Raw genomic sequence first — 24,706 nt, forward strand, 5'->3', positions numbered from 1 at the left:
CTAAATCCTTGCTTTATAAATTAAATTTTAATAGCTTCAAGCTTTTTAACTATTTGATCTCTAATAATACTAGTGAGATTCTCTTTTTCATACTCACTTAATTTTAAAACATCTATCAAAGGATGGACATGAATATAAACAGACAGTCCAGAATTAAAAATAACATTTTTAATAAAAAAGTTATTAGTATTATAAAGAGTAACAGGAAGAATCGATGTTCCTGTTTTTAATGCCATCTTAATTGAACCTTTTTTAAAAACCCTAGTATCTCCCCCTCTATTTCTAGTCCCTTCTGGGAAAATTCCAATAGATCTACCCTCTCTCATAACCTTTATCGCCTTAACTTCAGCAGTAGCAGCAGATCTTATGCTCCTTCTATTAACAAAAATAACACCCATAACAATCAAAACAATATTCACAAAAGGAATCCTAAGCAACGAGTGTTTTGCCAATATTACAAATGGACAGGCAAAAGTATAAATAAAAATTAAAGGATCCATAGCCGCAATATGATTTCCCATTATTATTACATTGCTTTTTTTAGGAATATTCTCAGAACCCGTAACAATAATTTTAATTCCAGCAAGCCATAAGCTAATTTTAATGCAAGCTCGCATCATAATGAAACTAAGTCTAACAACATAACGTTCAATTAAAAAAATTTTACAAACCAAGTAAAAAGGAAATAAAAAAAAAATTAAAATCAAAAAAAACAATAAAACATTAAAATAAGTTATAATACTTCTCAATATTTTCATAAAAACTATTATCATATTTTTTCTATTCGCTCAAGCTTTAATTTTTGCCCTTTAACTAAGCTTACATCATCTTTTAAAATTTTAATAGGATTTAAAATGATTGTAGAAAATTTTTGCTTTTGAACAATTCTTTCGCTATGCTCAAGGAAAAAAGATTCAACAAGCTTGTAACTACCCATGTCAATCTCATATTCAAGAACAAAATTATTTTTTAAAGGAAAAATATTAAAAATACCATAATAAATTTTATTCTCATCAATATAAGTTAAATTGGGGTAAGAAAAATCATAAATTTTATCCTTATACACGTAATTTCCACTAGGAATAAAATAAATATCACCACTTCCTTTTTTAACATTTAAGACATTCTCATCAAATCTCTTAAATGCACCCGAAAATCCACTATTATCATAAGAATTTGTACTAGTATCAATTTTGATTTCAATGTTTTCTTTATCTACAATTTTGATCCAAAAGTTGTAGACTATCAAATCTGAGAAAAGAGACTTTGCGCTAACATTAAGAGTATTGTAAGCAGGTTTTGAAATATATTCAATCTTTGCAACTTCTTGAGAATTTTTCCTAAAAAGATTAATCTCGCTTGATTGCCTTTCAAAAGACAAGAATAAAACTTCATCAATATCTTTAGTATGCATTTTATTATAATCATGAACATCATACCAAACTCCATGCAAAAATTTATAAACTTCATCTTTGCTAAAATTCTTTAAAGTTTTATAAATATTATTATCAATTTTACCAACTTTTTCACTCATGGAAGAAAGATAATATCTACCCTGAACATGAGAATATTCATATTTTTCAATCTTGCTGATTATTAAATCTTCCCCCACTTTTTCATATTTTTCTAAAGAAATAGGATAGCTTTCTCTTGATCTATTTTCTTCATAAGCTGAAGATCTTGCATACTTATTAATAAGAACAGTGCCATTAACTTTGTCAAAAAATATAGGCCTATAAGAAGACACATCATTTAAAACAGATTTTTGAAAAACATACAAAACAGATTTATCTTCTAAAAATCCTTGAACAACTATATTAAAATCATAATCACCTGTAATATCTTCAAGATACATGTTATAAGAATTTTTTGGATCAATATCTATTTGAGTTTTAAAAAGAATGGTTCCAGCTTTAATTTTAGGATCAAAACCAATAATAAACAAATATGCATTAAGATTTGAAAAATTTTGAGCTAAAACTACCTGCTCAAAATACACATCTAAATTTAAATTTTCCTGCTGAACTGAAAGAATTTTATAACCTTTTAAATCTATAATATCTCCAAAAAAATCTTCCATTTTATTAACTTCTAAAACATTGGAATTTGGATTATCGGTCCTGGAAGAAGTCTTTACATCTTTGTTAAAAACAATAAAATCTTTACTTACCTTGGAGCAAGCAAGCAATGTAAAAAAAAAGAATAAAAACAAAAATTTATAAAATGGGATTAATTCTTTATCCTTACTCAGAGCAATCACACTAACAACCAAAACCTTTGTCATAACATTAATTTCTTAATTTTGACTAAAGTTTTGCAAAGCAAAAAACGACTCATTAAAATTATTAACAAAATCTTTTTTATTCAGCAAAAAATCTGTAATCAAACCACTATTCGCAATGTTAAAATTGTCAAGAAGTTTTTCATTTTTGATCTCTTCTTTGAGCTGATTAGATCTTTTTTTAACTGAATTGAGAAAAAATAAATAAACTTTTTTATTTGCCACAAAAGGCTTAGACCAAGAATTTTCCTTTAATCCAAAAATAATATCATAAAAAGACTTGCTATTATTAAACTCAACCAACTCCTTTAAAGTATTGGGGTAAACATTGATATTATAAGACAAATTAACAATTTCTTCTTTTAAGTTAAGTTGATATTTTTCAAGAACTTGGCTTAAACTGCTAAATTTAACATCACCAAGAAAATCAGATAGCTTATTTTCCAAATAAGCTTCAATAACACTTGGTTCATAAGCTTCAATGTAATTTTTAACAGAACTAATATCACGATCTGAATTTTTATCAAAATCATGAACATTACTAAATGCCTTATATATTTGATATTCATTTTTATTTTTAATCTTAATAGGCTTACTAAATTCACCTTCTCTTAAAGAAAAAATGGAATTTAGATCTTCTTTCTTTTCAACATTAAGATCTAAATCAAAATAATACTTATCCAAAGAAACAACTCCCTTGAAATTAGCTATATCATCTGAATAAAGCTTAGCAAGCTCTTCGAATGGAGTTTTGTTTAATAGCTTATCATGAGCATTTCGAGCATCATTCATATTTTTAAAACGAATAGATGCAAGCGATAAACGTTTGAATAAATTTAAATTTTTCTCAGCATAAGATATTACCTCTTTATTAGAAAAATCTTGATAGGAAAGAGAAAGATATGAAATATGCCTTTCCACAGTACTCATATTTTTAATCAGATCAAAAAGAGAATCGGGAAATATCAAATTACTATTTAAAAAAATTTTAACATTAGAAAACAATATATTTTCTACCATATCATCATAAATTTTAACTTTTTGATAATCAGAAGCTTTATTATATCTTTTAGAACTGAAATTTCCACTAGAGTCTAAATATTCTGGAGATTTAAGTAAATTTTTATTCAGCATTTCCTTAGAAATGTAAAAATTATATTTTTTTACTAAGTCCAAAAAAGCAACATCCTCAACATATTTCATAAATGCCAAATACCAGGCATTATAATCTGTATTAATATTTTTAGCATTACCCTGCAATCTAGAATAAAGATTTGAATAATAATTAACATATTTGGCAAACTTACTATCTTTTTTATAGTAAATAGGTTGACCTTTATAAGAACCAAATTTTAAACCAGATGAATGAGCATTATCAAATATCCCTGGAAGTAAAGGTGCAATAATAAATCCGAAAACAATTAAAATAAGAGCAAAAATACCCCACATACCAACTTTTTTTTCTTTAGATTCAAGCACAACTAAATCATTTTTGACTTTTCTACTTCTTTTTCGCATAAAACAACCTTTAATAAGTAAGCATACTAATAATTTAACTACTAAATTATCACAATTGAAAAATTATTGCAATTGAAATATCTAACTTAAGCTATACGCTTAAGTATTATAGAACTAAAAAAATTTTACATTTCTAGTATGAAAACGAATCGCTATGGATAAAAAAGGAAAATGGGATCAAAAGTATATGAATATGAATCAAAACAAATTCAACATTAATATAAATATAACTAAGGACGAGCTTTTAAGATTAATAAAAATAGTTTACAATAATTTTGGAATCAATCTCAGCGAAAAAAAAAAGCTGCTAATTGAAAGCAGATTATCATCCCTTCTGAAAGTTAAAGGTTTTAAAAATTTTACTGAATACATCAACTTTTTAGAAAAAAGCACTGGAAATATTCAATTAATCGAATTAATAGACAAAATATCAACAAATCATACTTATTTTTTCAGAGAATCTAAGCATTTTGATTTTTTAAATAATAAAATATTACCCAAACTTACTGAAAAAATATTAAACTCAGAAAACTCAGAAATTAGAATATGGTCAGCTGGCTGTTCAAGTGGTGAAGAGCCTTATACAATTGCAATGATACTAAAAGAATATATGGAACATAATAGAGTAAATTTTAAAGTCAAAATCTTAGCAACAGACATTTCAATTAGCGTTCTAAATGAGGCTCGTGAAGGGATTTACCCTGAAGATCGCATAATAAATTTGCCCAAATATTTAAAAATTAAATATTTAAATCAACTTCAAGATGATAAATTCCAAGTTAAAGAAATTTTAAAAAAAATGGTTTACTTTAAAAAATTAAATTTAATGGATGAAAAATTTCCATTTAGCAAAAAATTTGACCTAATATTTTGCAGAAATGTCATGATCTATTTTGATGAAAAAACTAGAAATAACCTTGCCAATAAATTCAACTCCTACCTCAAAAAAGATTCTTATCTTTTAATTGGACATTCAGAAACAATCAGAGGAAACAAAAATCTTGAATACATAATGCCTGCCACCTATAAAAAGAATTAATGCGCATAAGCATCAATTCTTTTTATAATAAATTTTCTATTATGCAAAATTTATTTAGCTTAAAAGGTCTAAAAATAATACTACTAAGTTAAGTTTACTTTTTCACCTATTCTAATAAAATAGAGCAATTCACCAATTGTTGCCACATGATCGCCTACTCTTTCTAAAAAACTATTCAAAAATAATATATTTAAAAGATAATCCAAATTTTCAGGATTTTTTTTCATTGCATTAATAACAATACTTTTCTGCTTTGAAAATAATTTATCTATTATATTGTCATACTTAACTATCTTTAATATTTTGGTAAAATCTCCATCAAAATATGCGTCAAAAATATCAGACAACATTTCTTTAGCTGTATCGGCCATTTCTCTTAAAGGTTTAAAATATAAATTAAGAAAATCAAAATCATCCAAATCTGATTCAAGTAGAAGAACAACCTTTACAATCTTAGTAGCATGATCTGCAATCCTTTCAAGAGAGCTTATTATTTTAATAATTGCTAAAATTTCTCTAAGCTCTGTAGCAACAGGATGCTCAGTTGCAATTATTCTTCCGCACAAATCTTCAATATCGTACTGATAATCATCTATTATTTTTTCATCTTCATTGATTATTTTTTTGGCTAAATTTTTATCTTTAGATTCTAAGGCTATTAAAGAATCATCGATAATCTTAAGCACACATTCTTTCATATCCCAAAGATAATCTTTTATTATTTCAAGTTGTTTAGTAAGCTTTCTCCTTATCATATCATGTCTCCTAAAAAAACCGCTTTAAAAATAAATATCTTATCTTGGCTCTCTCATAATAATAACTAAAAGGGTAATTATCAATAACCAATTTATAGTAATACAGGGCCTTTAAAAAATCTTTATGCTTGCTCTCAGACTCATAAAGTTTTCCCAATAAATAACTATATTTGTCTGAAAAGCTTGAATTAATATATTTAGGAAAGTAAAGAGAGCTAAAATTTAAAGCAAACTCATGCTCTCCCCTCGTTACTAAGAATTCAAAGATCTCAAGATAAACACTCTCAGAAAAATCAACATTCTTTTCAACTAAATATCTAGCGTTCTCTAAAACCTCTTCTTTAATATTTAATTCTATACCAAGCTTAATTAGATCAAAAACAATGCTTTGAAAATATTTACTCTTCAATTTCAAATAACTTTCATAAGATTTTAAATAATCACCATTTTTATAATAAATTTCCGCCTTCAATAAAATATATTTATCGTCATTGAAATTATACCTATTAAGCAAATCTATTGCTCCTTTGTAATCATTTATGTAAGACAAATTTAAAGCCCTGACAATAATATCTTTAGAGGTTGCCCCGCTAATACTACTCCCCCCAAGTTCAAGATTATTACCACTTTCAATGTTATTGTCCTTGCTAGAGCCGCCACCAACACCATGTGGAATTGCAACTTCAAAATTCTTTGTAATTTTCAAGATAATTATCTTATTAAATTCACTTGAATCTTTAACATTTTGATAAGTGAAAACCAATTTAATTTTGCCTTCTTTTTTAAAAGTTTGAAAAGTAAAAACAGCACCGTTATCATAAGATTCTCCAATTAACTTAATAAAAGCTTCATTTTCAATGCTTTTGATATAAATCCAAGACTCATCTTTAAAAGAAAGATTAAATTTTGAATTGGTATTTACACTAATATCTACCTCTCCACTACTAAAATCAAGCTCATACAAATCGTCTTGACTTATAAAAGCTGGCTTAGAGCAAACTTCAAAAACAATAAATAGCAAACTTATATAAATCAAATATTTTCTAATCATTTGGAAATTTCTAAAATCTTATCTATTAATTTTTCATTCTCCTTCTCAATATCAACGTTAAATAAATTTTCCTTTTTAATCCAAAGATCCTTGAAAAAATTCTCATCAAGAAATTTATTTTTAATCAATCCATCAACAACTAAATTTTTATTTAAATTTTCATTTAAAAAATCAGGTCTTGGAATAAAAAAATCATCCATATTTAGACATTCATTTAAATCAAAATAAAAATCTTCCATATCAACTAATTTAACCTTAGCGTCTAAATTGTCTTCAACAGACTTTTGAGATTTTTCCAACATTTGTGTTGAATAAAAATAAGTAATACCTGAAACAATAAAAATCAAAAATATTGAAACTAAAAAATATTTTCTAAAACTAAACTTTCTATCTTGCATGTTAATTTCCTTAAATCTAACTTAATTATATATTAAACACCCTGCTTTCACCATTATCAAGTGTAATGCCTATCAAATTTTCACCACCCTCAGAAACATATGCATTATGGGTTATTACTAAGAGTTGGATCTTTTTCCCCAATTCTCTTAAAAGTAAAGAAAGTTTTTTGCTATTTTCAAAATCAAGAGCTGCATCTATTTCATCAAGCATGCAAAAACAAGCAGGAGAATAATAATAAAGTGCAAATAAAAAAGCCATACTAACCAAAGCACTCTCGCCACCTGAAAGCATGTTATTGTTTTTAACAAACTTGTTTGAAAAATTTATTCTAATCTCAACATTATCAGTATTTTCATTATAAAAAAGACTAGCGGTTCCTTTAAAAATTTTTTTAAAAAAGAAAGAAAAATTTTTATTAATCTCATCAAATGATTCTCTAAATTTTTTATAAATCTCATTTTTTATTTTTTTTTGAAGCTTTTGTAATGAATATTTTGAAAGCTTTAAATCTTCTACTTGTAAACTTACTTTTTCAAAACGCTCCTTAGTTTCATCAAATTCTTTATCAATATTGAAAAATACATAATCACCCAGATTGATTGCATCTATCTCTTTGCGCAACAACTCTCTGGTTGCAAGATCTTCTTCCAATTTAAATTTATCAGACATTTCATTAGAAGCATTGAAATTTTCTATTTCGCTCTTAATGCTTACATTAGAATTTAAAAGAAATTCGTATTCTGTCTGTTTTTTTATATATTCATAATAATTAGTTTTTTTAAAATCATTTAAAAAAACTAAAAAATTAAAATCTTTCTCCTTAAAAGGCTCACTACTGAATTTTGAAGCACCAATAAGATTGCTTAAATTAAGCTGAATATCGCTTTTTTCTAAATTTAAATTTTCAAGCTTTAAATATAAGTCTTTAAGCTCTTCATCAAGGCTATTCTTAGATTCAAATAAAAATTCTAAATTACCATCTATAAGTTTAATTTCATCCAAATTTTTAAATTTAGAAAGCTCTATATACTCAAGCTCACCTAATACATCATTTAATTGAAGAGTCTTTTCTTCGATTAATCTCTCGATATTTGTTATCTCTTTGGCAAGATTTGATTTTAAAGCATTTTTTTCGAGCAAAAATTTTTTCAAATTAACATTTTGATCGAAAATAGGTTCAATTTTATCCCTCAATAAAGCCAAAAGATTCTCATCTTTGCTTATATACTTGATTAAATTTACCCTAATCTCTTTAATATATTTTATACTCAATGATTCTTCAAAAAGTTTAAGAGAATCCAATATATTCTCTTTTAATAAAACAAATTCTTCTGATTTGGCACTCTTTAATACAGACAAAATTAGATCAACAAGTTCAAAAAAACTTTTAGTATACCTATTAATCTCGTCACTTAAAGAAAAAAAATCATTTTTCTTTTCTTTAAGCAAACTATTTAATTGATATAAATTATTATTTATAGAATTTTTTTTCTCTTCAGACTCAGATTTGCTCTTGACAAACTTATCTTCCAAATTCATCTTTAACGTCTTTTCTTGCTCTAATTTTTGAATTTTAATCTCTAGCCCAAGAATTTTAGACTTCATAAACTCAAGATCTTTTTCTAATTCTTGAATATTATTAATAACATTTTTTTCTCTAAATGAATAAAATTCTAACTTTTCTTTAAAACCAGAAGATAAAAATTTACTCAAACCGTCTAAATTTAATTCGCTCTTCAAGACATTAAGATCAAAATTAATATTGAAAAGCTTTTTTAACGTTATTGTTTTTTCTAAAGCTTCTAATTTTTGACTTAAATCTTGATGTTTTTTTCTCAAAAGGAAAACATTTTTTATGTTATCGTACTTTTGCCTTAAATTTTCTTGCAGAGACAGCAAAGATGATAAATTTTGATTAGATTGCTTAAAATTTTTTAAGGCCTCTTCTTCTTCAATTTTTAAAATATCTATTCCGCTTGCTTGTTCAATTAAAGATTTGAGATTTACATTTCTTTCCAAAGAAATATCCTCAACTCTACCTTGAGTTATAAACATATAAGGCGATTTTTTAAACTTAAAACTGTTCAAAAGTCTATTATAATCTTGAAAATTCAAAATTTTATTATTAAAATAATATCCACTTGAACCGTCCTTATAAAGACGCCTGCGAATATAAAAATCTTCATCAAATTCCTTTAAAGTCGATTTTTCAGAGTTAACGTTGCTAAAAAAAAGAGTTATTTCAGCAAAATTTGATTTTCCTAATTTTGAAACAGAAATTAAATCGGAAATATCTTCAACCCTTAAAAATTTCAAATTATCTTCTCCCATACAAAAACGTACAGCATCAATAAGATTGCTCTTCCCACATCCATTAGGCCCCACAATAAAACTTAAATTTTCACCTATTTCAAACTCTTGTCTATTTAGAAAAGATTTAAACCCTAAAAGCACTATTTTTTTTAAAACCAAACTAACTCCCAATTAAAATTAAAAACCAATTACTGATAAATCTACAATTTCATATTATAATAAATAAAAATATTTTAAAAAAAGGTCAATTATGATTTGCGGAATAGATGAAGTCGGAAGGGGTTGTATTTTTGGACCTATTCTAAGTGCTGCTGTGGTTTTTAAAAAAAACCCAGTTTTATAAACGAATTGGATGATTCTAAAAAACTAAAAAAAGAAAAAAGAGAGTACCTATCCTCATTAATACTTGAAAACTCATATTATGCATTTGCTGAAATTTCAAATATAACAATAGAAAAAATAAATATTCACAAAGCATCCCTTCTTGCAATGCAAACTGCATACGAAAACCTAAAATTAAATTGCAGCTTAGTACTTGTAGATGGCAAATTTGTCCCCAAAATAACAGCAAAAAATGTTAAAGCAATAATTAAAGGAGATTCAATAATAGATGAAATAAAAGCTGCTTCAATTATTGCTAAAGTTAAAAGAGACAAACTAATGGATGAATACGATAAAATTTATCCATTGTATTTACTCAAAAAAAATAAAGGATACCCCACAAAAGAACATAAAAACGCAATAAAGAAATATGGGGTTTTAAGCCTTCATAGAAAAAATTTCAAACTAATTTAAAAAATAAAAATAATAAAATTTAATAATCCTTCTTTTTAAATCGCCCGCCTGATAAATGAGATTTCTTATCAAATCTAGAATCGTCTAATTTAGATCTCTCCCCATATTCACCATACCCTTTATTATGCCTTGCAGAAGAACCGCCGGCCCCCGTAGATACTTTCTGCTTAATAACCGCTATTGCCTTAAGCAAATTGGATTCAAACTCATTTATATTCTCTTCATATACAAAAATAGAATGTCTTTCAAAATCTCCACTTGGACTTCTTTTGCTCTCTACAATATTTAAAAAATAATCTCCTTTTCTATTTTCCTTGACATTAAAAAAATAAGTTCTCTCGGACTCTGTAAATAGTTTTTCAGAGTATACTTCCCCTCTCTCTCCCATCAATTTCCTCCACACAAGTTTTTGTACTTGACTACATTTAAGCTAAATTAATTGTACTTATTTAAAAAAAAAATTGCTAGCTAAAAATAACATTACAATAAATCTTATTGACATAAATTGATTTTTTTTATATAAGTAAATTATTGTATTGCGTCCTTCGTATAATGGCTATTACCTTAGCCTTCCAAGCTAATGATGTCGGTTCGATTCCGATAGGACGCTTAAAATAATGACAACGAATTTTCTAAGCTTAGCAATGCTTGTTAGGAATAAGAATTATATTTAAAGGATAAACAAAAGAATGAAATGGAGATGGCGGGAATTGAACCCGCGTCCTAAAAACAATACTATAAGCTTCTACAAGCTTATCTAGTATTTTATTAAGCAATATGGTTTGGAAATACTAGCAAACCGCCAAATTGCTCTCAAGTATAAAAGTCCCTAAAAACCAACTTGAAAACATTTTTAAGCAAGCTTTGATGTCGAAAAGAGTATAAGTGAACCTCAAAGCCAAATTCAACAAAACTCTCTGCTAACTTAAGCAGCCATTACAAGATTTGAGCTTGTAAAGTTATTATTTTTTGCATTTATTTTAGAAGTTTTAAGAGATTCCCTCTGCCTGCAACTTACAATATTAGCATTTTCAGTCAAATCCAAAACATCCCCTCATATAAAAGTTATTATAACATAATTTTAAGAAAACAACAATACTTACCGCCTTATTTGAAAAAACTAAGCTAAAATTTTATAATAGTAAATCAAATATCAATAAAAGGTAATCTTATGTTTAATGAATTTTTATGGTTTGGCGTGCTATTTACTACTTATTCATTTTTGATTATTGTATCCATTTTTTTTAAAAAAACCGGATTATTTGCATGGGTTGCAGTAGCAATTATTATAACAAACATTCAAGTTTTAAAACAAATTACAATATTTGGAATTAATGCTACATTGGGCAACATTATTTATGCATCATCATACGTTGCAACAGACATACTCTCAGAATTTTATGGGGAAAAAACTTCAAAAAAAGCCGTTTATATTGGATTTATCAGCTTTATTATCTTTGCAGTATTAACAAATGCACAAATTCACTTTATGTCAAATAGAACTCAAGAAAATTTTAAAAGTTTAGGAAACATTTTCTCTTCAATGCCAGCTTTACTACTAGCCTATCTTGTTGCATACCTAATATCCCAATTAAACGATGTTTATCTATATCAGCTTATTAAAAAAAAATTTCCTAAGTTTTTATTTTTAAGAACCAATGGATCAACATTAATAAGTGGCTTAATAGATACAACAATTTTTGTGGGCATAGCAACATATTTCAAAGTATTTCCAAAGCAAGCTTTCCTAAATATAGTAATTTCCACATACGTAATTAAAGGTGTAGCAGGATTCTTGGGAACGCCTTTTATATATTTTGCAAAATATACAAAACTTGAAAAATGAAAAAGTTATTTGCAAGAATAAAAAACTTTATCTAAGATAATCAATCTGGTACAATTAAATGTTATGAATAAGGATATGTTTGATTTAAGCTTGTGGACAGGAATGTTTCTATTTATATACACAGCATTGGGAATTCTTTACCGATTTTTTGGAAAATCTGGGCTTTTTTGTTTCAATGCAATTATTTCAACAATGTCAAACATTATAATATTAAGAAATTTAAAAATATTTGGAATGTCCTTAAATTTATCAGGCATTACCTTTTTATCGGCAGCATTCTCTTTAAACTTAATGGTAGAAAAATATAGCAAAAAAGAAGCAACAAAATCCGTGGTATTGAGTCTTTTGCTAAACATAACTTTTACAATTATGCTTTATTTTACGATACTATTCAATCATAATAAATTAGACGTCGCAGATATTCATCTTAAAATACTGTTTAATAACTCTACATACATTTTAACAATATTAATTGGAACGTATGTGTTTTTTCTATCCCAATATATAAACATCTTACTATACAATTATTTTAAGCAAATAAAAATAAAATCTTTATGGATCATTCATCCTCTATCAAGATTAATTTCTGGATATCTGGCTAATTTTCTAGTTTCAATATCTATAAATACAATACTTAAATTCTACCCTGAAACAAAAAATATCGAACTTACAAAAGGCTCTCTTATTATTACATTAATAATAATTGCAATCGATACCATTTTTTACCTATTTATAAATTCTTGGAAAAAAATAAAAGAGGCTTAAGAATTAATAAGATTCTCAATAAATTGATAATTTTTAACAACTTGTCTATAATATTTTAATCTCAAATTTGATTTCTCAGCTTCATTTAGCAAGTAATCAATGCTACTTTTTCTTAAGCGCATCAATAAAGAATACATAACTATTGCAACAGCTACAGAAATATTATAACTTTGAGTAAACCCATACATAGGTATTTTTACATATAAATCAGCAGCTCCCAATACTTCTGCACTAAGTCCTGTTAATTCTGTCCCAAAAAATATCGCCATTTTATTGTTAATTGTCAAATTTTCAAGATTTATTGATTTGGGATTCAAAGATGTGGCCACTATACTATATCCATCAGATTTCAACCTATCAATTGCAAACTTGGCATTTTTATACTTATTTAAATTTATCCATTGTGAAGATCCTAAAGTAACATCTGGATTTAAAGTATGCTTATTCTTTTTTTCAATAACATGAACATCACTAAGTCCTAAAATTTCGCCTGTTCTAATAGTAGCACTTGCATTTTGAGACTGAAAAATGTCTTCTAGAACAAATGTTAAATAATTAGTGCGAAGACTTAATATTTTCTCAATCCTAGCTTTTTTTTCATCTGTAATAAATTTAGACAAAATACCTATTCTTTTTAATACATCATCATCCATAATAAAAATTAAATTTCAAAAATAACAAATCAGTCCTTTAATATATTTCAAATTACAAACTATTTCTTATATAATACAAAAATGAAAGTAAAAATTGAAGAATCTTGGAAAGAAGTTTTAAACAATGAATTTAACAAAGAGTACTTTAAAAGGCTTGTAAGATTTATTAAACATGAATATAAAACAAAAAATGGGAAAATATTTCCTCCCCCAAAACTTATATTCAATGCTTTTAATTCTTTACCATTTAAAGACATAAAAGTGGTAATAATTGGACAAGATCCATATCATGGAAAAAACCAAGCAAATGGACTTGCTTTTTCTGTAGATTCAAAAATTAAAATTCCACCATCTTTGCAGAACATATTTAAAGAAATAGAAAAAAGCTTAAAAATAAAAACCATCCCAAACGGAGATTTAAAAAGATGGGCAATTCAAGGTGTATTTCTAATAAATACAATTTTAACAGTCGAAGAAGGCAAACCTTCTTCTCACAAAGCTATTGGGTGGGAAATTTTTACAGATGAAGTAATAAAAATAATCTCTAAAAATTTGAAAAACATTGTGTTTATGCTTTGGGGCAATTTAGCAAGAAGTAAAAAAGGGCTAATTGACCCAACAAAGCATCTAATCCTTGAAACAAGTCATCCATCTCCATATTCAGCAAACAATGGATTTTTAGGATCAAATCATTTTAGCAGTGCTTTAGATTATTTAAAAAAACACAATAAAAATACAATAGACTTTCAATAAAATTAATAAATTTAATAATGGTTATGATTTAAAATTCCTTTATGTAAAATACTTTGAGTAAATACTACTCATAGTATACACAACAGTAACCAATTTAAATTATTTTTCTTTCAAATTGTTTTCTTTAATTTCATTAATATTAGTATCTGATTCATTATTTTCATCATCCCAGAAAGTTGAACTATTCTTGTTTTCAGTCTTTATGTCATTTAGAAAGCTATCATCTGCTCTTCTAGTGTTTAGAAAAGATAACAAAACTACAAAGATAAAAAAGAGTGCTATAAAAAATCCAGTAATTTTTACAGCAACACTTGAAGACTTTGCCCCAAAAATAGAAGAACTACCACCCCCAAAAACACCACCTATTCCATCACCCTGTTCATCTTGAATTAAAACTAAAAGGATAATAAAAATCGAAACAATAACAAAAATTATAAAAATAAAAAATCTAACTAAATCCAAAACAAACCTCTTTAACTAAAGAACATTATTAATTATAGATAAAAAAGATTCAGCCTTTAAAGATGCTCCACCTATTAGCGCACCATCAATATTAGGCTCATTCATAAGCTCTTTTACATTGTTTGAATTAACAGAGCCTCCATACTGAATTATAATATTGTCTGAAGCTGACTTTGAATAAAGCTTCATAATCTCAAGCCTAATTGCCCTATGAACCTCTTCTGCCTCTTCTTTAGTTGCAGTTTTACCCGTTCCAATTGCCCAAACAGGTTCGTAAGCTAAAATTATCCTTTGAATATCTGATTCAGAAACACAATTTAACCCCTTTTTAACCTGATTTAAAACAACCTCTAAAGTTTTTCCAGAATCTCTTTCATCAAGAGTTTCTCCAACACAAAAAATTAAGTATTTGAAAGGATGCTTAAGTCCTGCAAGAATCTTTTTATTTATTATTTCATCTGTTTCTGCTAAATACAACCTACATTCAGAATGACCAAGTATAACATATTCTACTCCAAATTCTAAAAGCATTGAAGGTGAAATTTCACTTGTCCTTGCTCCACTTTCCATATAAGACATATTTTGAGCACCAAGGAGGATGCTACTACCCTTAACACATTCTGAAACCTTAGATAAAGCCGTAAATGGAGGAGTTATCATTATTACAACATCATTTTTCAAGGTCTTAACCTCAGTTGCAATTTTTTTTGCAACAATAGAAGCTTCTGCACTTGTATAATGCATTTTCCAATTTCCCGCTAAAAATGTTTTTCTCATCTTAATTCTCCAAAACCTTAATACCCGGCAAAATTTTCCCTTCAAGATATTCAAGCGATGCACCACCGCCCGTTGAAACATGAGTAATCTTATCAGATAAATTAAATTTATTAACAGCTGCAACAGAATCTCCACCGCCAACAACAGTTAAACCTGAGCAAGATGCTACCATTTCGGCAACCTTAGCAGTCCCTTTTGAAAATGAATCAAATTCAAATACACCAAGAGGACCATTCCAAATTATAGTTTTGGCGGTTTTTACAACCTTTTCAATTTCTTTTAAAGTATTAGCTCCAATATCCATGCCAATCTTGTTTTCAGGAATATTAAAGGAGTCAATATACTCAGGAATTGAATTTTTGTTAAAATCATCAGCTACAATATGATCAAGTGGTAAAATTACTTTAACGCCCAGCTCTTTTGCTTTCTTTAAAAAAGAAGATGCTATACCAATATATTCGTCCTCTAAAAGAGATTTGCCTATAGAATATCCTTCGGAATGCAAAAAAGTATAAGCCATTCCACCGCCAATCACAACTACATTTGACTTTGACAAAAGTGATTCTAGTACCGCAATCTTTGAAGAAACCTTAGAACCACCAATAATTGAAACAAATGGCCTTTCGGGATTTTTTAATATTCCACCAAGAAATTTATCTTCTTTTTCCATTAAAAATCCACCAACAGATGGCAAATAATCAGCAACTCCCACAGTTGAAGCATGAGCTCTATGAGCTGCGCCAAAGGCATCATTTACGAAAACATCTCCATTTTCAGAAAGTTTTTTTGCAAAATTTTTATCGTTTTTCTCTTCTTCTGCATAAAACCTTACATTTTCAAGCAATACAACATCCCCATCCTTCATTTGCAAGGTACTATTTGCAACCTCACTTCCAATACAATCAGAAAGCATCTTGACATCTTGGCCTAAAAGCCCTGACAATCTATTGGCAACCGGCTTAAGAGAACATTTAGGATTTTTCTTTCCATCTGGTCTACCCAAATGACTTACAAGCACAATCCTAGCTCCTCTTTCTTTTAGATACTCTATTGTAGACAATGCGGCCCTAATTCTAGTATCATCGCTAATGCTCCCCTCTTTCAGGGGAACATTAAAATCACATCTTACTAAAGCTCGCTTGCCCGCAAAGCTACTAAAGTCTTTTACTGTTTTTATTGACATTTTATTACCTTAAGCCTACTTATTTTACCAATTTTTGAGCAAGATCAACCACTCTTGTAGAATATCCAAACTCATTGTCATACCATGACAATACCTTTGCAAATCCATTTTCAAGAACCATTGTCTCAAGACCATCAACAATAGAAGAATGAGAATTCCCTTTTATATCTGAAGATACAATTGGATCTTCCGTGTACCCCAAAATACCTTTAAGCTCAGGCGTTTCTGATGCCTTCCTGAACACAGAATTAATCTCTTCTTTTGTAACATCCTTTTTCTTAAGTTGAACTGTAAGGTCAACTATTGAACCTGTTGGCACAGGCACCCTCATTGAAGTACCATTCAACTTACCCTTAAGTTCAGGTAAAACAAGTCCAACTGCTTTTGCAGCACCGGTTGAAGTTGGAATAATAGAAAGTGCAGCAGCTCTTGCTCGTCTAAGATCAGAATGAGGAAGATCCAAAATTCTTTGATCATTAGTATAAGCATGAACTGTTGTCATAAGTCCTTGTTCAATTCCAAATGATTCATGAAGTACTTTTGCAAGAGGAGCCAAGCAATTGGTTGTACATGAAGCATTTGACACGGCCTTTAAATCAGAATTAATATCGTGATCATTTACACCAAGAACTATTGTTTTAATCTCGTCTTTAGCAGGAACTGTTAAAATAACTTTCTTAGCCCCAGCATGATTCACATGATCAAGATATCCCCCTTTATCACTAGTTGCTGATGAAAAAACACCTGTTGACTCAATTACAACATCAATTCCAAGCTTTGCCCAAGGAAGATTTTTTGGGTCTCTCTCAGCAATAATTTTTATTTCTCTTCCATCCACAACAATGGCACCATCTCTTGACTCAACTTTTTTATTATATACTCCAAAAGTCGAATCATACTTTAAAAGATGTGCAAGAGTTTTAGGATCTGTTAAATCATTTATTGCGACAATATCAATTCCTCTTTCAAAAGCAATCTTAAAAACATTTCTACCAATACGCCCAAAGCCATTAATAGCCAATTTCATACAAAATCCTCCAATTTTTTGATTTTATTCTTACTAGAATTATTAAATCACAAATTAACAACAAGTGTCAAACTATCTTTTTATAAGCACAGTGGCTCCTTCTTGAATATAATCCTTTAAAAAGGTAGAAGATTTTATAATGCCTCTGGAGATATAATCACTTATATCCTCAATTAAAATCTCGCCTAAAATATCTGATTTTTTGTAAACAATAAAACCAGAATCTCTGGTATCACCGTTTAAAGCACCTTCTTTAAGAATCAAAAAAACATCGCCTTTTACAACACCGTTTACTTGACCAAGATTAATAAGAGCATCGTCATTTTTAATTTGAAGAATCTTTCCTTTTTTGGGCAAATAATCATGAAAATCTTTTGAAAGAGAATTTAAAGCATTGCTTAAATAATTAACACCTCCCACATCATAAGAGAAAGAAACAACCTTAATCCCTGTTTTACCTGAAAAAATATTCACCACCAAGGTAGCTGTATTTTTCAAAATATCTGCCTTAAAATCAAAAATTAAAAATAAATCCAAATTATTATTTCTTGAATAAGAAAACCCTTCAGAAAAATTATTAATCAGATAGTCTCTATTTTTACTGTAATCAAAATTATAGTTAACTATTTCCATATTTAAATTACGCTCAAGCACCCTTTCAGCGTATCTCAATATCAAATCATTTGCCCCAAAAAACTTATTCTCACTTTGAGTAAAAATAGCCATTTTATAAACCACTCTGTCATCGTAAAGCTTATTAAAATCAGCAATGCTTTTGTATCCGTATTTATAAAATAAAGACTTTCTAACATCAAAAGACACAACATCGTAAAAATCTAAAATTCTAGAATCAGTAGAATTTCTTTGTTTTGCTAAATAAAAAAGCTGCTCATATGCCATAATATCTAAATTCATAAGCTTGTATATTTTTGAAAGCAAAAACCTAGCACTATCATTATCAGGCCAAATATCAACAGCATTTTTTGAATTAAACAATGCTTTGTTTAAATTTAAAGATTTAAAAGCTTTAAGCCCCTCATTTTCATAATGCTTAGAAATTCTAGCATTGGAATTATTTTTCAAAAAATTTCTAAAATTAGATGCAAAAAAACTCTCTTCAAGAGCAATATTATAAAATTCTAAATCTTTTTTGAGATTTTTAGCTCGCTCTAGATTTAAAATAGCCTTTTCAATATCTCCAAATTTTAAGTAAGAATACCCCAATAAATAATAAAGCTCATCAGAATCTTTATTAACTAAAATAGCTTTCTGCAATGCTTCTATTGCATCCTCATATTTAAATTCATGCAAATAAACAAGCGCAAGCAATCGATACGCATCAATAACTCCAAAATCTTTGTAAGAGCTTTCAATTAAAGCCAAATAATTTAAAGCATACTTTTCAGCAAGCCCCAAATTATTAATGCTAATATAAAATTCAGCAACTCTTTTATGAAAATCTGGAAAAGATAAAAAATTTACCCTTACTTTATTTATCAAATGTCTAATCTTGTCATGCATTCCTAGCCTTTGATAAATGTCAATAAGATGCTCAAAAGCACTATAATTATTTTGACTATAATCAAGAATAGATAAATAATAATTAGCAGCAGCTATAAATAATCCATTTTTTTCAAAAATTGAAGCAAGTCCAACCAAAGCATCAATATTATTCCTTTGTTTAACCAAAACCTCAGAATAGATTTTTTTTGCTTGATCAATTTTATCGTTTTTTAACAATATATTTGCATAAAGAATTTTATACTCAGTGTCCTCATTAGACATTTTAGAGGCTTTCTCTATAAAAAATTGTGCTTGAGTATATATCTTAAGGGAATAGTAAATTGATGCAATAAATTTATAAGCTTCATAATAATTGGGATTAATTTTTATAGCCTCAACAAGCTCATCAATAGCATCATAATACCTTTTAGATAAATAATACTCATTAGCCCTTTGATAATGTCCTAATGCTGTAGTATCACTTCCTAATAGAACACTAAAATTAAAAAGGAATAACATTAAAAACCAATTAAAATTCATAAACCTTCCTTCTCGGAAATCTTTATCACCTTAATATTTCTTTGATGCATATTTTTAATCGAAAAAACCAAATTGTTATATTCCACCTTTTCATTTTTCAAAGGAATCCTCCCAAAAAGATCATAAACGAAACCGCCAAGAGTATCAAAGTCTCCATTTGGCAAATTTAAATTAAGCTTCTCATTTAAATCCTCTATTAAAATTCTTGCATCACAAAGATAAGATCCATCATCAAGATGAACTATTTCATCAAGCTCATTGTCAAATTCATCTTGAATGTCACCTACTATCTCTTCAAGAATATCTTCAAGGGTTACAAGCCCCGAAACCCCACCATACTCATCAACCACAATTGCAATATGAACATGATTTTCTTGAAATTCTTTTAAAAGAGAGTCTGTTTTTTTGCTTTCGGGGACAAACATAACCTTTCGCATAATATCTTTTAAGTCTATTTCGTAGAAATCTTTTTTACACATATGCAATAGTATGTCTCTTGTATGAATTATCCCAACAATATTGTCAATGGTACCATGATACACAGGAAATCTTGAATGACTGCTAGATGTTACAACTTTTAAAAGCTCGTCCTTGCTCTTAGCATAATCAACAAATATAACTCCTATCCTAGGAATCATAATCTCTTTTACAATAGTCTCTTTAAGCGCATTGAAATTTTTTATCAAAGAAGTTTCAATATTCGACTTATCTTCAAGATCATTTTCTGGGCTTCCTTTTTTCTTCTTTTTGTTTTTAAAATTAAAAAATCCCAACATCTAAAATACCCTTTTATTTTCTTTTAAGATATTTTCTTGAAGAATCAACATACCTTCCTTTTGAAAATCATTGGTTTCATGTTTATATCCCATTAAATGCAAAATCCCATGAATAGTAACACGTTGAAGTTCTTCATAAATTTCAACATTAAACTCTTGAGCACTAAATTTTAAATATTCAAAAGATATTACAAGATCTCCTTGTATTTTACAATTTATGCCATCAACCAAATCTTCGTTAAGCTCATTATGTTCATTATAATTAAAAGAGAGAACATCGGTTGGCTCGTTTTTGTTTCTAAATTTATTGTTCAATTCTTGTATATAAGCATTATCACAAAGAATAACTGAAAGTTCAAAATCGCTAATAGAAAGAGTATTCAAAACAGATACAATAAAATCATAAAAAACACTAAGATGTTCAAATTTAATATTTTCCACCAATAAATTCAAATCAGATTTGGACAAATTAAATATACCCTAAAATAATCCATATATAACTTACAAGTATGATTAATTGCTATAGCAATTAAATTATTTTATTTTGCAAACTAAAAACCAAAAAAATCCTTAATTATGTTTTCAAAAGCATCTTCTTGTAAAAAGCCAACAGAAACCTTTGGCTTGCCATCAACAGGAATAAAAAGAATAGTTGGAAGACTTTGTACTCCAATCGCAGAAGAAATATCTTGTTCCTTGTCTGTATCTACTTTGTAAAAATCAATGCTATTCTCGTACTTTTTAGAAAGTTTTTCAAAAATCGGAGAAAGCATTTTACATGGACCACACCAATTAGCATAAAAATCAATTATTGCGGGCCTATCGCCTCTAAAACTCCACTCTTTATTATTTTTATAATCAAAAACTTTAACAACAAAATCTTCTTCGGTTAAAGAAATAGCCATATATTTTACATGCCCCCCTATCGACTTAAAATTATATCACAAATACAATATTAATAATAAGGAATTATAAGAAATGAATCTAATGTTAATAACTTTTAATGAATTTAAAACAGGAATTTTACTCAATGACACTAGGGCAGAACATCTTGTTAAAATCTTAAAATTAAAAGATAACGACAAATTTAAATTTGGTATTCTTGGAGAAAAAAACATTTACCACTGCATTTACAAAAAAGATAAAAAACTATTTTTCAAGAAAATCTTTAAAATAGGTGAATCTAATAAACTTAAAAAATTATATGTGCTAATTGGAATGATAAGACCAATTGTTGCCAAAAGAATCATAAAAGAACTTGCTAGCATTGGAATATGCAAAATAATTTTTTTTAACACTGAGCTTACTGAAAAATCATACTTAAATTCTAAAATCTTTAAAAAGAATGATTGCGAAAAACATTTAATAGCTGGAGCAATGCAAGGAGAAATAACATGCTTACCAACAATAAAAATTATGAAAAATTTGAAAGACAGCCTTAAATATATTCAACAAGAAAATTTTGAAATAAAAATATTGCTTGAAAAAAATAGTGAAAAAAATTTAATTGATATAGAACAAATAAACAATGCGGTTATTATTGTGGGACCTGAGAGAGGATTTACAGAAAAAGAAAAACAATTAATAGCGCAATATAATTTTTCCTCTTACAGCATATCCACAAACACCCTGAGAACAGAAACAGCCACAATTGCTGCATCTATTATTACAGCATCAAAACTAATTAATATGTGATTTTATTTAGAAATTTTTTTTATCATTTTAAATCAATATGTTTTTGAGCACAATTAATTTATAACTGTTTGATTAATTAGCTTGTCATAAATATAAAGCTCAATCATAGAACCTTTGTTAACCTCATAGGGCAACTTAATCAATCCTCCCTTTGACTTAAAAGAATAAATCAAGGAATTTTTACCATCCACGCCTTTTAACCTAACAGATATATCAACATAAGATGGATGTTGTCTTAATTTATAAGTCAAAATTCCAAAAACAATTTTATTGTCAACCTTGGGCTTTGCAATAGTAATTAAAATTTTATCTGATTCATTTATTTTGGTTCCAGGCGGAATAGACTGAGAAATAATATTTCCAAAATCGCCGATATTTGCCAAATCAATGTCAAAGTTAATGCTATCGCTTAAAAGAGAAGCAATTGCATCTTTATAATAAATTCCAACATAATTTTTAACATGTTTGTCCAAATGATCTTTACCCTTACTAATTAAAAATTGAAGATCCGTTAAACTTGATATTTGACTACCCGGTGATGGATTTTGACTAATTATTATTCCTTTTGGCAATTCGCTCTCAACCTCAAGAGGTTGAAGAATATGGTAAAGTAATTTAGAATTATCAAAAGAATTGGCCTTTAAATTAATAATAACATCGTCAATGTTTTTACCAATAAAACTATCAACTCTGTTTATTATAGCCCCTTTGCTAATGAAAATTATAACCTTATTGCCATGTCTTAAAACAGTACCTGGTTTTGGACCCTGATCTATTACTTTCCCTTTATCAAGAGCACTTGAAGAAAATTTAAATTCAATGTGCGGAATCAACTCTTTTCTCTGCAATTCAAGAACAGCATCCTCAATAGCAAGAGAATAGAGATTTGGAACGACTGTAATCTCATTATTTTCTAAAACCATAAAGAAAATTGCAAAAGAAACAATTAAAGATCCAAAAATAACTAAAAGCAATGCCTTAATTGTGGTTTTGGGCAAAATCAACATTTCATTATTGCAATTTTTGTCACTCTGAGTCAGATCTAATTTATTTTTAAACAATTCCTCTTCATTAGAAAATTTATTTTCTAGATTGTCATTATTATTAAAACTAATATATCCCCCCTATTCTATTGAAGAAAACACTTGCCCTATTAACTGCCTACTTCCATTATAAAAGGACTTAAAGTCCAAAACCTTTCTTCCAGGTCTTTGAACTTCTAAAAGCAAAAGAATCCCTTTCCCGGTATTAACAAATAATCCTTTTTCAGAATTAAAATCAACAATTTCTCCTATTTTTCTATTCTTATATAAATCTACCTCCAAAAAATCGGCACGATGAAAAATAATGTCATTATAATCAAGCCTAGCTCTTACAAGTGGCCAAGGATTGCACGCATTAATTTTATTTTTAATCTCAAACGCACTTAAATTAAAATCTATAAATCCAGATTCTTTTTTTAAAAAAGAACAAAAAGTAGCTTCGCTTGATTTTTGAGGAATTCCCAAAAAACCCTTGCTAATTTTTTCCAAAGCTTCTAGAACAAGGCTTGGACTAAGGCTTGATACAAGTTTTGAAATATCATGACTTGTATCATAAGATCTTATTTTAAAATTTTTTTGCACTAAAATATTGCCACTATCCATTTCTAAAGCCATGCTCTGAATAGTAACACCGCTAACACAATCGCCATTTAAAATTGCAGATTGAATCGGAGAAACGCCTCTATATTTGGGCAAAAGAGAAGGATGAACATTAATACACCCCTTTGGGAAAATATCTAAAAATTCTTTTTTAAAAATCTTGCCATAAGAAAAAACCAACATTAAATCTGGATTCAAACCCCTAACTAAATTTAATACATTCTCATTAAGAATCAAGGGATCAAGAACTTCAATATTCCTAGCAATAGCCTCTGACTTTATTACATTTTGACTTAACTTTTGCCCTCTACCCTTAGGTTTATCAGGCAAAGTCAAAACTCCCACCACTTCATAATGCTTTACAATCTCCTTGAAAACTTCTAAAGCAATAGAAGAAGAGCTTACAAAAAATATTTTCATTTTGCCTTAAGCCCTCTTTCTCTCATATAAGGCTTTAATAATTTATTTTTTAACTTTTCTTCGTAATAATCAATAAAAAGAACTCCATTTAAATGATCCATTTCGTGCTGAATAATTCTTGCCAAAAAATCAGAATTTTCTATAGTAAAAGATTTTCCATTCTCATCATGAAAATTTATCACAACAGCCTTAGGCCTCATTAAATCATAATAAACTCCTGGGATACTTAAACACCCCTCTTTGTAAGAACTAAGCTCATAAGAGGTCTCTATGATTGAAGGATTGATAAAAACCAAAGGCCTTGCCATTTTATTCTCTCTAACTACAAAAAGCGCCAAATCAAGGCCTACTTGAGGAGCAGCAAGCCCAACTCCACCGCTAATATCCATTAATTCTATCATCTTTTTAGCATAATCTCTAATCTTATCGTCAATATTCTCGACTTGCTTTGTCTTAACACGAAGCAAATCATTAGGATAAAATACCATTTCCATAAAAACTAATCCATCCCC

Annotated in this window: 25 protein-coding genes, 1 tRNA gene, 1 other RNA gene and 1 pseudogene; 7 read left to right on the plus strand and 21 right to left on the minus strand. The window is 28.1% G+C overall.

The annotated features are described in order from the left end of the window. Window positions 1-20: 20 nt before the first annotated feature. From QIA19_RS00735 to QIA19_RS00745, 3 genes are read right to left on the minus strand one after another with little or no spacing between them, the layout of a single operon-like run. The gene (locus QIA19_RS00735; RefSeq protein WP_301365100.1) at window positions 21-773 is read right to left on the minus strand and encodes a 1-acyl-sn-glycerol-3-phosphate acyltransferase; all 753 of its coding nucleotides are present in this window, start codon (window positions 771-773) and stop codon (window positions 21-23) included. Further along, on the minus strand, window positions 770-2,284 hold the full coding sequence (locus QIA19_RS00740) for a pallilysin-related adhesin (RefSeq protein WP_301365102.1): 1,515 nt from the start codon (window positions 2,282-2,284) through the stop codon (window positions 770-772). The genes QIA19_RS00735 and QIA19_RS00740 overlap by 4 nt, the downstream gene beginning before the upstream one ends. Before the next feature lie 12 nt (window positions 2,285-2,296). Beyond that, a complete protein-coding gene (locus QIA19_RS00745) occupies window positions 2,297-3,799 on the minus strand; it encodes a peptidylprolyl isomerase (protein ID WP_301365104.1) in 1,503 nt (500 codons plus the stop codon). Between the two features lie 187 nt (window positions 3,800-3,986). Between QIA19_RS00745 and QIA19_RS00750 the strand changes: the two genes are divergently transcribed. Next, window positions 3,987-4,838 carry a protein-glutamate O-methyltransferase gene (locus QIA19_RS00750; RefSeq protein WP_301366206.1) on the plus strand — a complete coding sequence of 284 codons (852 nt, stop codon included), beginning with the start codon at window positions 3,987-3,989 and terminating at the stop codon, window positions 4,836-4,838. An 83-nt stretch (window positions 4,839-4,921) separates the two neighbouring features. On the opposite strand, the gene phoU is transcribed toward QIA19_RS00750, so the two are convergent. The 4 genes from phoU to QIA19_RS00770 are packed head-to-tail and all read right to left on the minus strand — an operon-like array spanning window position 4,922 to window position 9,515. Continuing rightward, on the minus strand, window positions 4,922-5,593 hold the full coding sequence (gene phoU / locus QIA19_RS00755; protein WP_301365106.1) for a phosphate signaling complex protein PhoU: 672 nt from the start codon (window positions 5,591-5,593) through the stop codon (window positions 4,922-4,924). Between the two features lie 10 nt (window positions 5,594-5,603). Next, window positions 5,604-6,644 carry a tetratricopeptide repeat protein gene (locus QIA19_RS00760; RefSeq protein ID WP_301365108.1) on the minus strand — a complete coding sequence of 347 codons (1,041 nt, stop codon included), beginning with the start codon at window positions 6,642-6,644 and terminating at the stop codon, window positions 5,604-5,606. Then, on the minus strand, window positions 6,641-7,042 hold the full coding sequence (locus QIA19_RS00765; protein ID WP_008882438.1) for a hypothetical protein: 402 nt from the start codon (window positions 7,040-7,042) through the stop codon (window positions 6,641-6,643). The genes QIA19_RS00760 and QIA19_RS00765 overlap by 4 nt, the downstream gene beginning before the upstream one ends. A gap of 25 nt (window positions 7,043-7,067) precedes the next feature. Further along, complete coding sequence (locus QIA19_RS00770) at window positions 7,068-9,515, minus strand: chromosome segregation SMC family protein (RefSeq protein WP_301365109.1); 2,448 nt, start codon at window positions 9,513-9,515, stop codon at window positions 7,068-7,070. A gap of 91 nt (window positions 9,516-9,606) precedes the next feature. Here QIA19_RS00770 and QIA19_RS00775 point away from each other — a divergent pair. Beyond that, a pseudogene (locus QIA19_RS00775) lies at window positions 9,607-10,151 on the plus strand (ribonuclease HII). A 19-nt stretch (window positions 10,152-10,170) separates the two neighbouring features. Here the strand turns inward: QIA19_RS00775 and bpuR are convergent. Next, the gene (bpuR, locus tag QIA19_RS00780) at window positions 10,171-10,539 is read right to left on the minus strand and encodes a transcriptional regulator BpuR (RefSeq protein WP_301365111.1); all 369 of its coding nucleotides are present in this window, start codon (window positions 10,537-10,539) and stop codon (window positions 10,171-10,173) included. A 150-nt stretch (window positions 10,540-10,689) separates the two neighbouring features. On the opposite strand from bpuR, the gene QIA19_RS00785 reads away from it, so the two are divergent. After that, window positions 10,690-10,761: transfer RNA gene (locus QIA19_RS00785), tRNA-Gly, on the plus strand. An 82-nt stretch (window positions 10,762-10,843) separates the two neighbouring features. Here QIA19_RS00785 and ssrA read toward each other — a convergent pair. Continuing rightward, window positions 10,844-11,205: a transfer-messenger RNA gene (gene ssrA, locus QIA19_RS00790) on the minus strand. Window positions 11,206-11,322: 117 nt separating this feature from the next. Here ssrA and QIA19_RS00795 point away from each other — a divergent pair. Together QIA19_RS00795 and QIA19_RS00800 are read left to right on the plus strand one after the other, a co-directional pair. Next, the gene (locus tag QIA19_RS00795) at window positions 11,323-11,997 is read left to right on the plus strand and encodes a queuosine precursor transporter (RefSeq protein ID WP_301365112.1); all 675 of its coding nucleotides are present in this window, start codon (window positions 11,323-11,325) and stop codon (window positions 11,995-11,997) included. A 75-nt stretch (window positions 11,998-12,072) separates the two neighbouring features. After that, on the plus strand, window positions 12,073-12,762 hold the full coding sequence (locus QIA19_RS00800) for a queuosine precursor transporter (protein ID WP_301366208.1): 690 nt from the start codon (window positions 12,073-12,075) through the stop codon (window positions 12,760-12,762). Here QIA19_RS00800 and QIA19_RS00805 read toward each other — a convergent pair. Further along, entirely contained in the window at window positions 12,759-13,415 is a 657-nt protein-coding gene (locus QIA19_RS00805) for a TrmH family RNA methyltransferase (RefSeq protein WP_301365113.1), read from the minus strand. The genes QIA19_RS00800 and QIA19_RS00805 overlap by 4 nt on opposite strands. A gap of 81 nt (window positions 13,416-13,496) precedes the next feature. On the opposite strand from QIA19_RS00805, the gene ung reads away from it, so the two are divergent. Continuing rightward, complete coding sequence (ung, locus tag QIA19_RS00810; RefSeq protein ID WP_301365114.1) at window positions 13,497-14,168, plus strand: uracil-DNA glycosylase; 672 nt, start codon at window positions 13,497-13,499, stop codon at window positions 14,166-14,168. 99 nt (window positions 14,169-14,267) lie between these two features. Here the strand turns inward: ung and secG are convergent, their stop codons facing one another. The 8 genes from secG to trxA form a co-directional block, all read right to left on the minus strand. Beyond that, complete coding sequence (secG, locus tag QIA19_RS00815; protein WP_008882507.1) at window positions 14,268-14,630, minus strand: preprotein translocase subunit SecG; 363 nt, start codon at window positions 14,628-14,630, stop codon at window positions 14,268-14,270. Window positions 14,631-14,645: 15 nt separating this feature from the next. After that, a complete protein-coding gene (tpiA, locus tag QIA19_RS00820; RefSeq protein WP_301365116.1) occupies window positions 14,646-15,407 on the minus strand; it encodes a triose-phosphate isomerase in 762 nt (253 codons plus the stop codon). 1 nt (window position 15,408) lies between these two features. Then, window positions 15,409-16,590: a phosphoglycerate kinase gene (locus tag QIA19_RS00825; protein WP_301365118.1), complete on the minus strand. Its 1,182-nt coding sequence runs from the start codon at window positions 16,588-16,590 to the stop codon at window positions 15,409-15,411. Window positions 16,591-16,609: 19 nt separating this feature from the next. Then, window positions 16,610-17,617 carry a type I glyceraldehyde-3-phosphate dehydrogenase gene (gene gap, locus QIA19_RS00830; protein ID WP_301365119.1) on the minus strand — a complete coding sequence of 336 codons (1,008 nt, stop codon included), beginning with the start codon at window positions 17,615-17,617 and terminating at the stop codon, window positions 16,610-16,612. A 72-nt stretch (window positions 17,618-17,689) separates the two neighbouring features. Further along, window positions 17,690-19,660: a tetratricopeptide repeat protein gene (locus tag QIA19_RS00835; protein WP_301365120.1), complete on the minus strand. Its 1,971-nt coding sequence runs from the start codon at window positions 19,658-19,660 to the stop codon at window positions 17,690-17,692. Continuing rightward, window positions 19,657-20,436: a hemolysin family protein gene (locus QIA19_RS00840; protein WP_008882479.1), complete on the minus strand. Its 780-nt coding sequence runs from the start codon at window positions 20,434-20,436 to the stop codon at window positions 19,657-19,659. Before QIA19_RS00840 ends, QIA19_RS00835 begins: the two co-directional genes overlap by 4 nt. Then, on the minus strand, window positions 20,437-20,904 hold the full coding sequence (ybeY, locus tag QIA19_RS00845) for an rRNA maturation RNase YbeY (RefSeq protein WP_301365122.1): 468 nt from the start codon (window positions 20,902-20,904) through the stop codon (window positions 20,437-20,439). Window positions 20,905-20,987: 83 nt separating this feature from the next. Beyond that, window positions 20,988-21,341 (minus strand): thioredoxin, encoded by a 354-nt coding sequence (trxA, locus tag QIA19_RS00850; protein ID WP_002556664.1) that lies wholly within the window; start codon window positions 21,339-21,341, stop codon window positions 20,988-20,990. Between the two features lie 73 nt (window positions 21,342-21,414). On the opposite strand from trxA, the gene QIA19_RS00855 reads away from it, so the two are divergent. Next, window positions 21,415-22,131 (plus strand): 16S rRNA (uracil(1498)-N(3))-methyltransferase, encoded by a 717-nt coding sequence (locus QIA19_RS00855; protein WP_301365125.1) that lies wholly within the window; start codon window positions 21,415-21,417, stop codon window positions 22,129-22,131. 53 nt (window positions 22,132-22,184) lie between these two features. Here the strand turns inward: QIA19_RS00855 and QIA19_RS00860 are convergent, their stop codons facing one another. From QIA19_RS00860 to def, 3 genes are all read right to left on the minus strand, one after another. Beyond that, window positions 22,185-23,192, minus strand: coding sequence for a PASTA domain-containing protein (locus tag QIA19_RS00860; RefSeq protein WP_301365127.1), 1,008 nt, complete (start codon window positions 23,190-23,192; stop codon window positions 22,185-22,187). A 63-nt stretch (window positions 23,193-23,255) separates the two neighbouring features. Beyond that, window positions 23,256-24,194, minus strand: a complete 939-nt coding sequence (gene fmt, locus QIA19_RS00865; protein ID WP_301365129.1) for a methionyl-tRNA formyltransferase — start codon at window positions 24,192-24,194, stop codon at window positions 23,256-23,258. After that, window positions 24,191-24,688: a peptide deformylase gene (gene def, locus QIA19_RS00870; protein WP_008882607.1), complete on the minus strand. Its 498-nt coding sequence runs from the start codon at window positions 24,686-24,688 to the stop codon at window positions 24,191-24,193. The genes fmt and def overlap by 4 nt, the downstream gene beginning before the upstream one ends. Window positions 24,689-24,706 lie beyond the last annotated feature (18 nt).

Origin of the sequence: [Borrelia] finlandensis, assembly GCF_030438365.2 — a bacterium.
GTDB classification, from domain to species: Bacteria; Spirochaetota; Spirochaetia; order Borreliales; family Borreliaceae; genus Borreliella; species Borreliella finlandensis.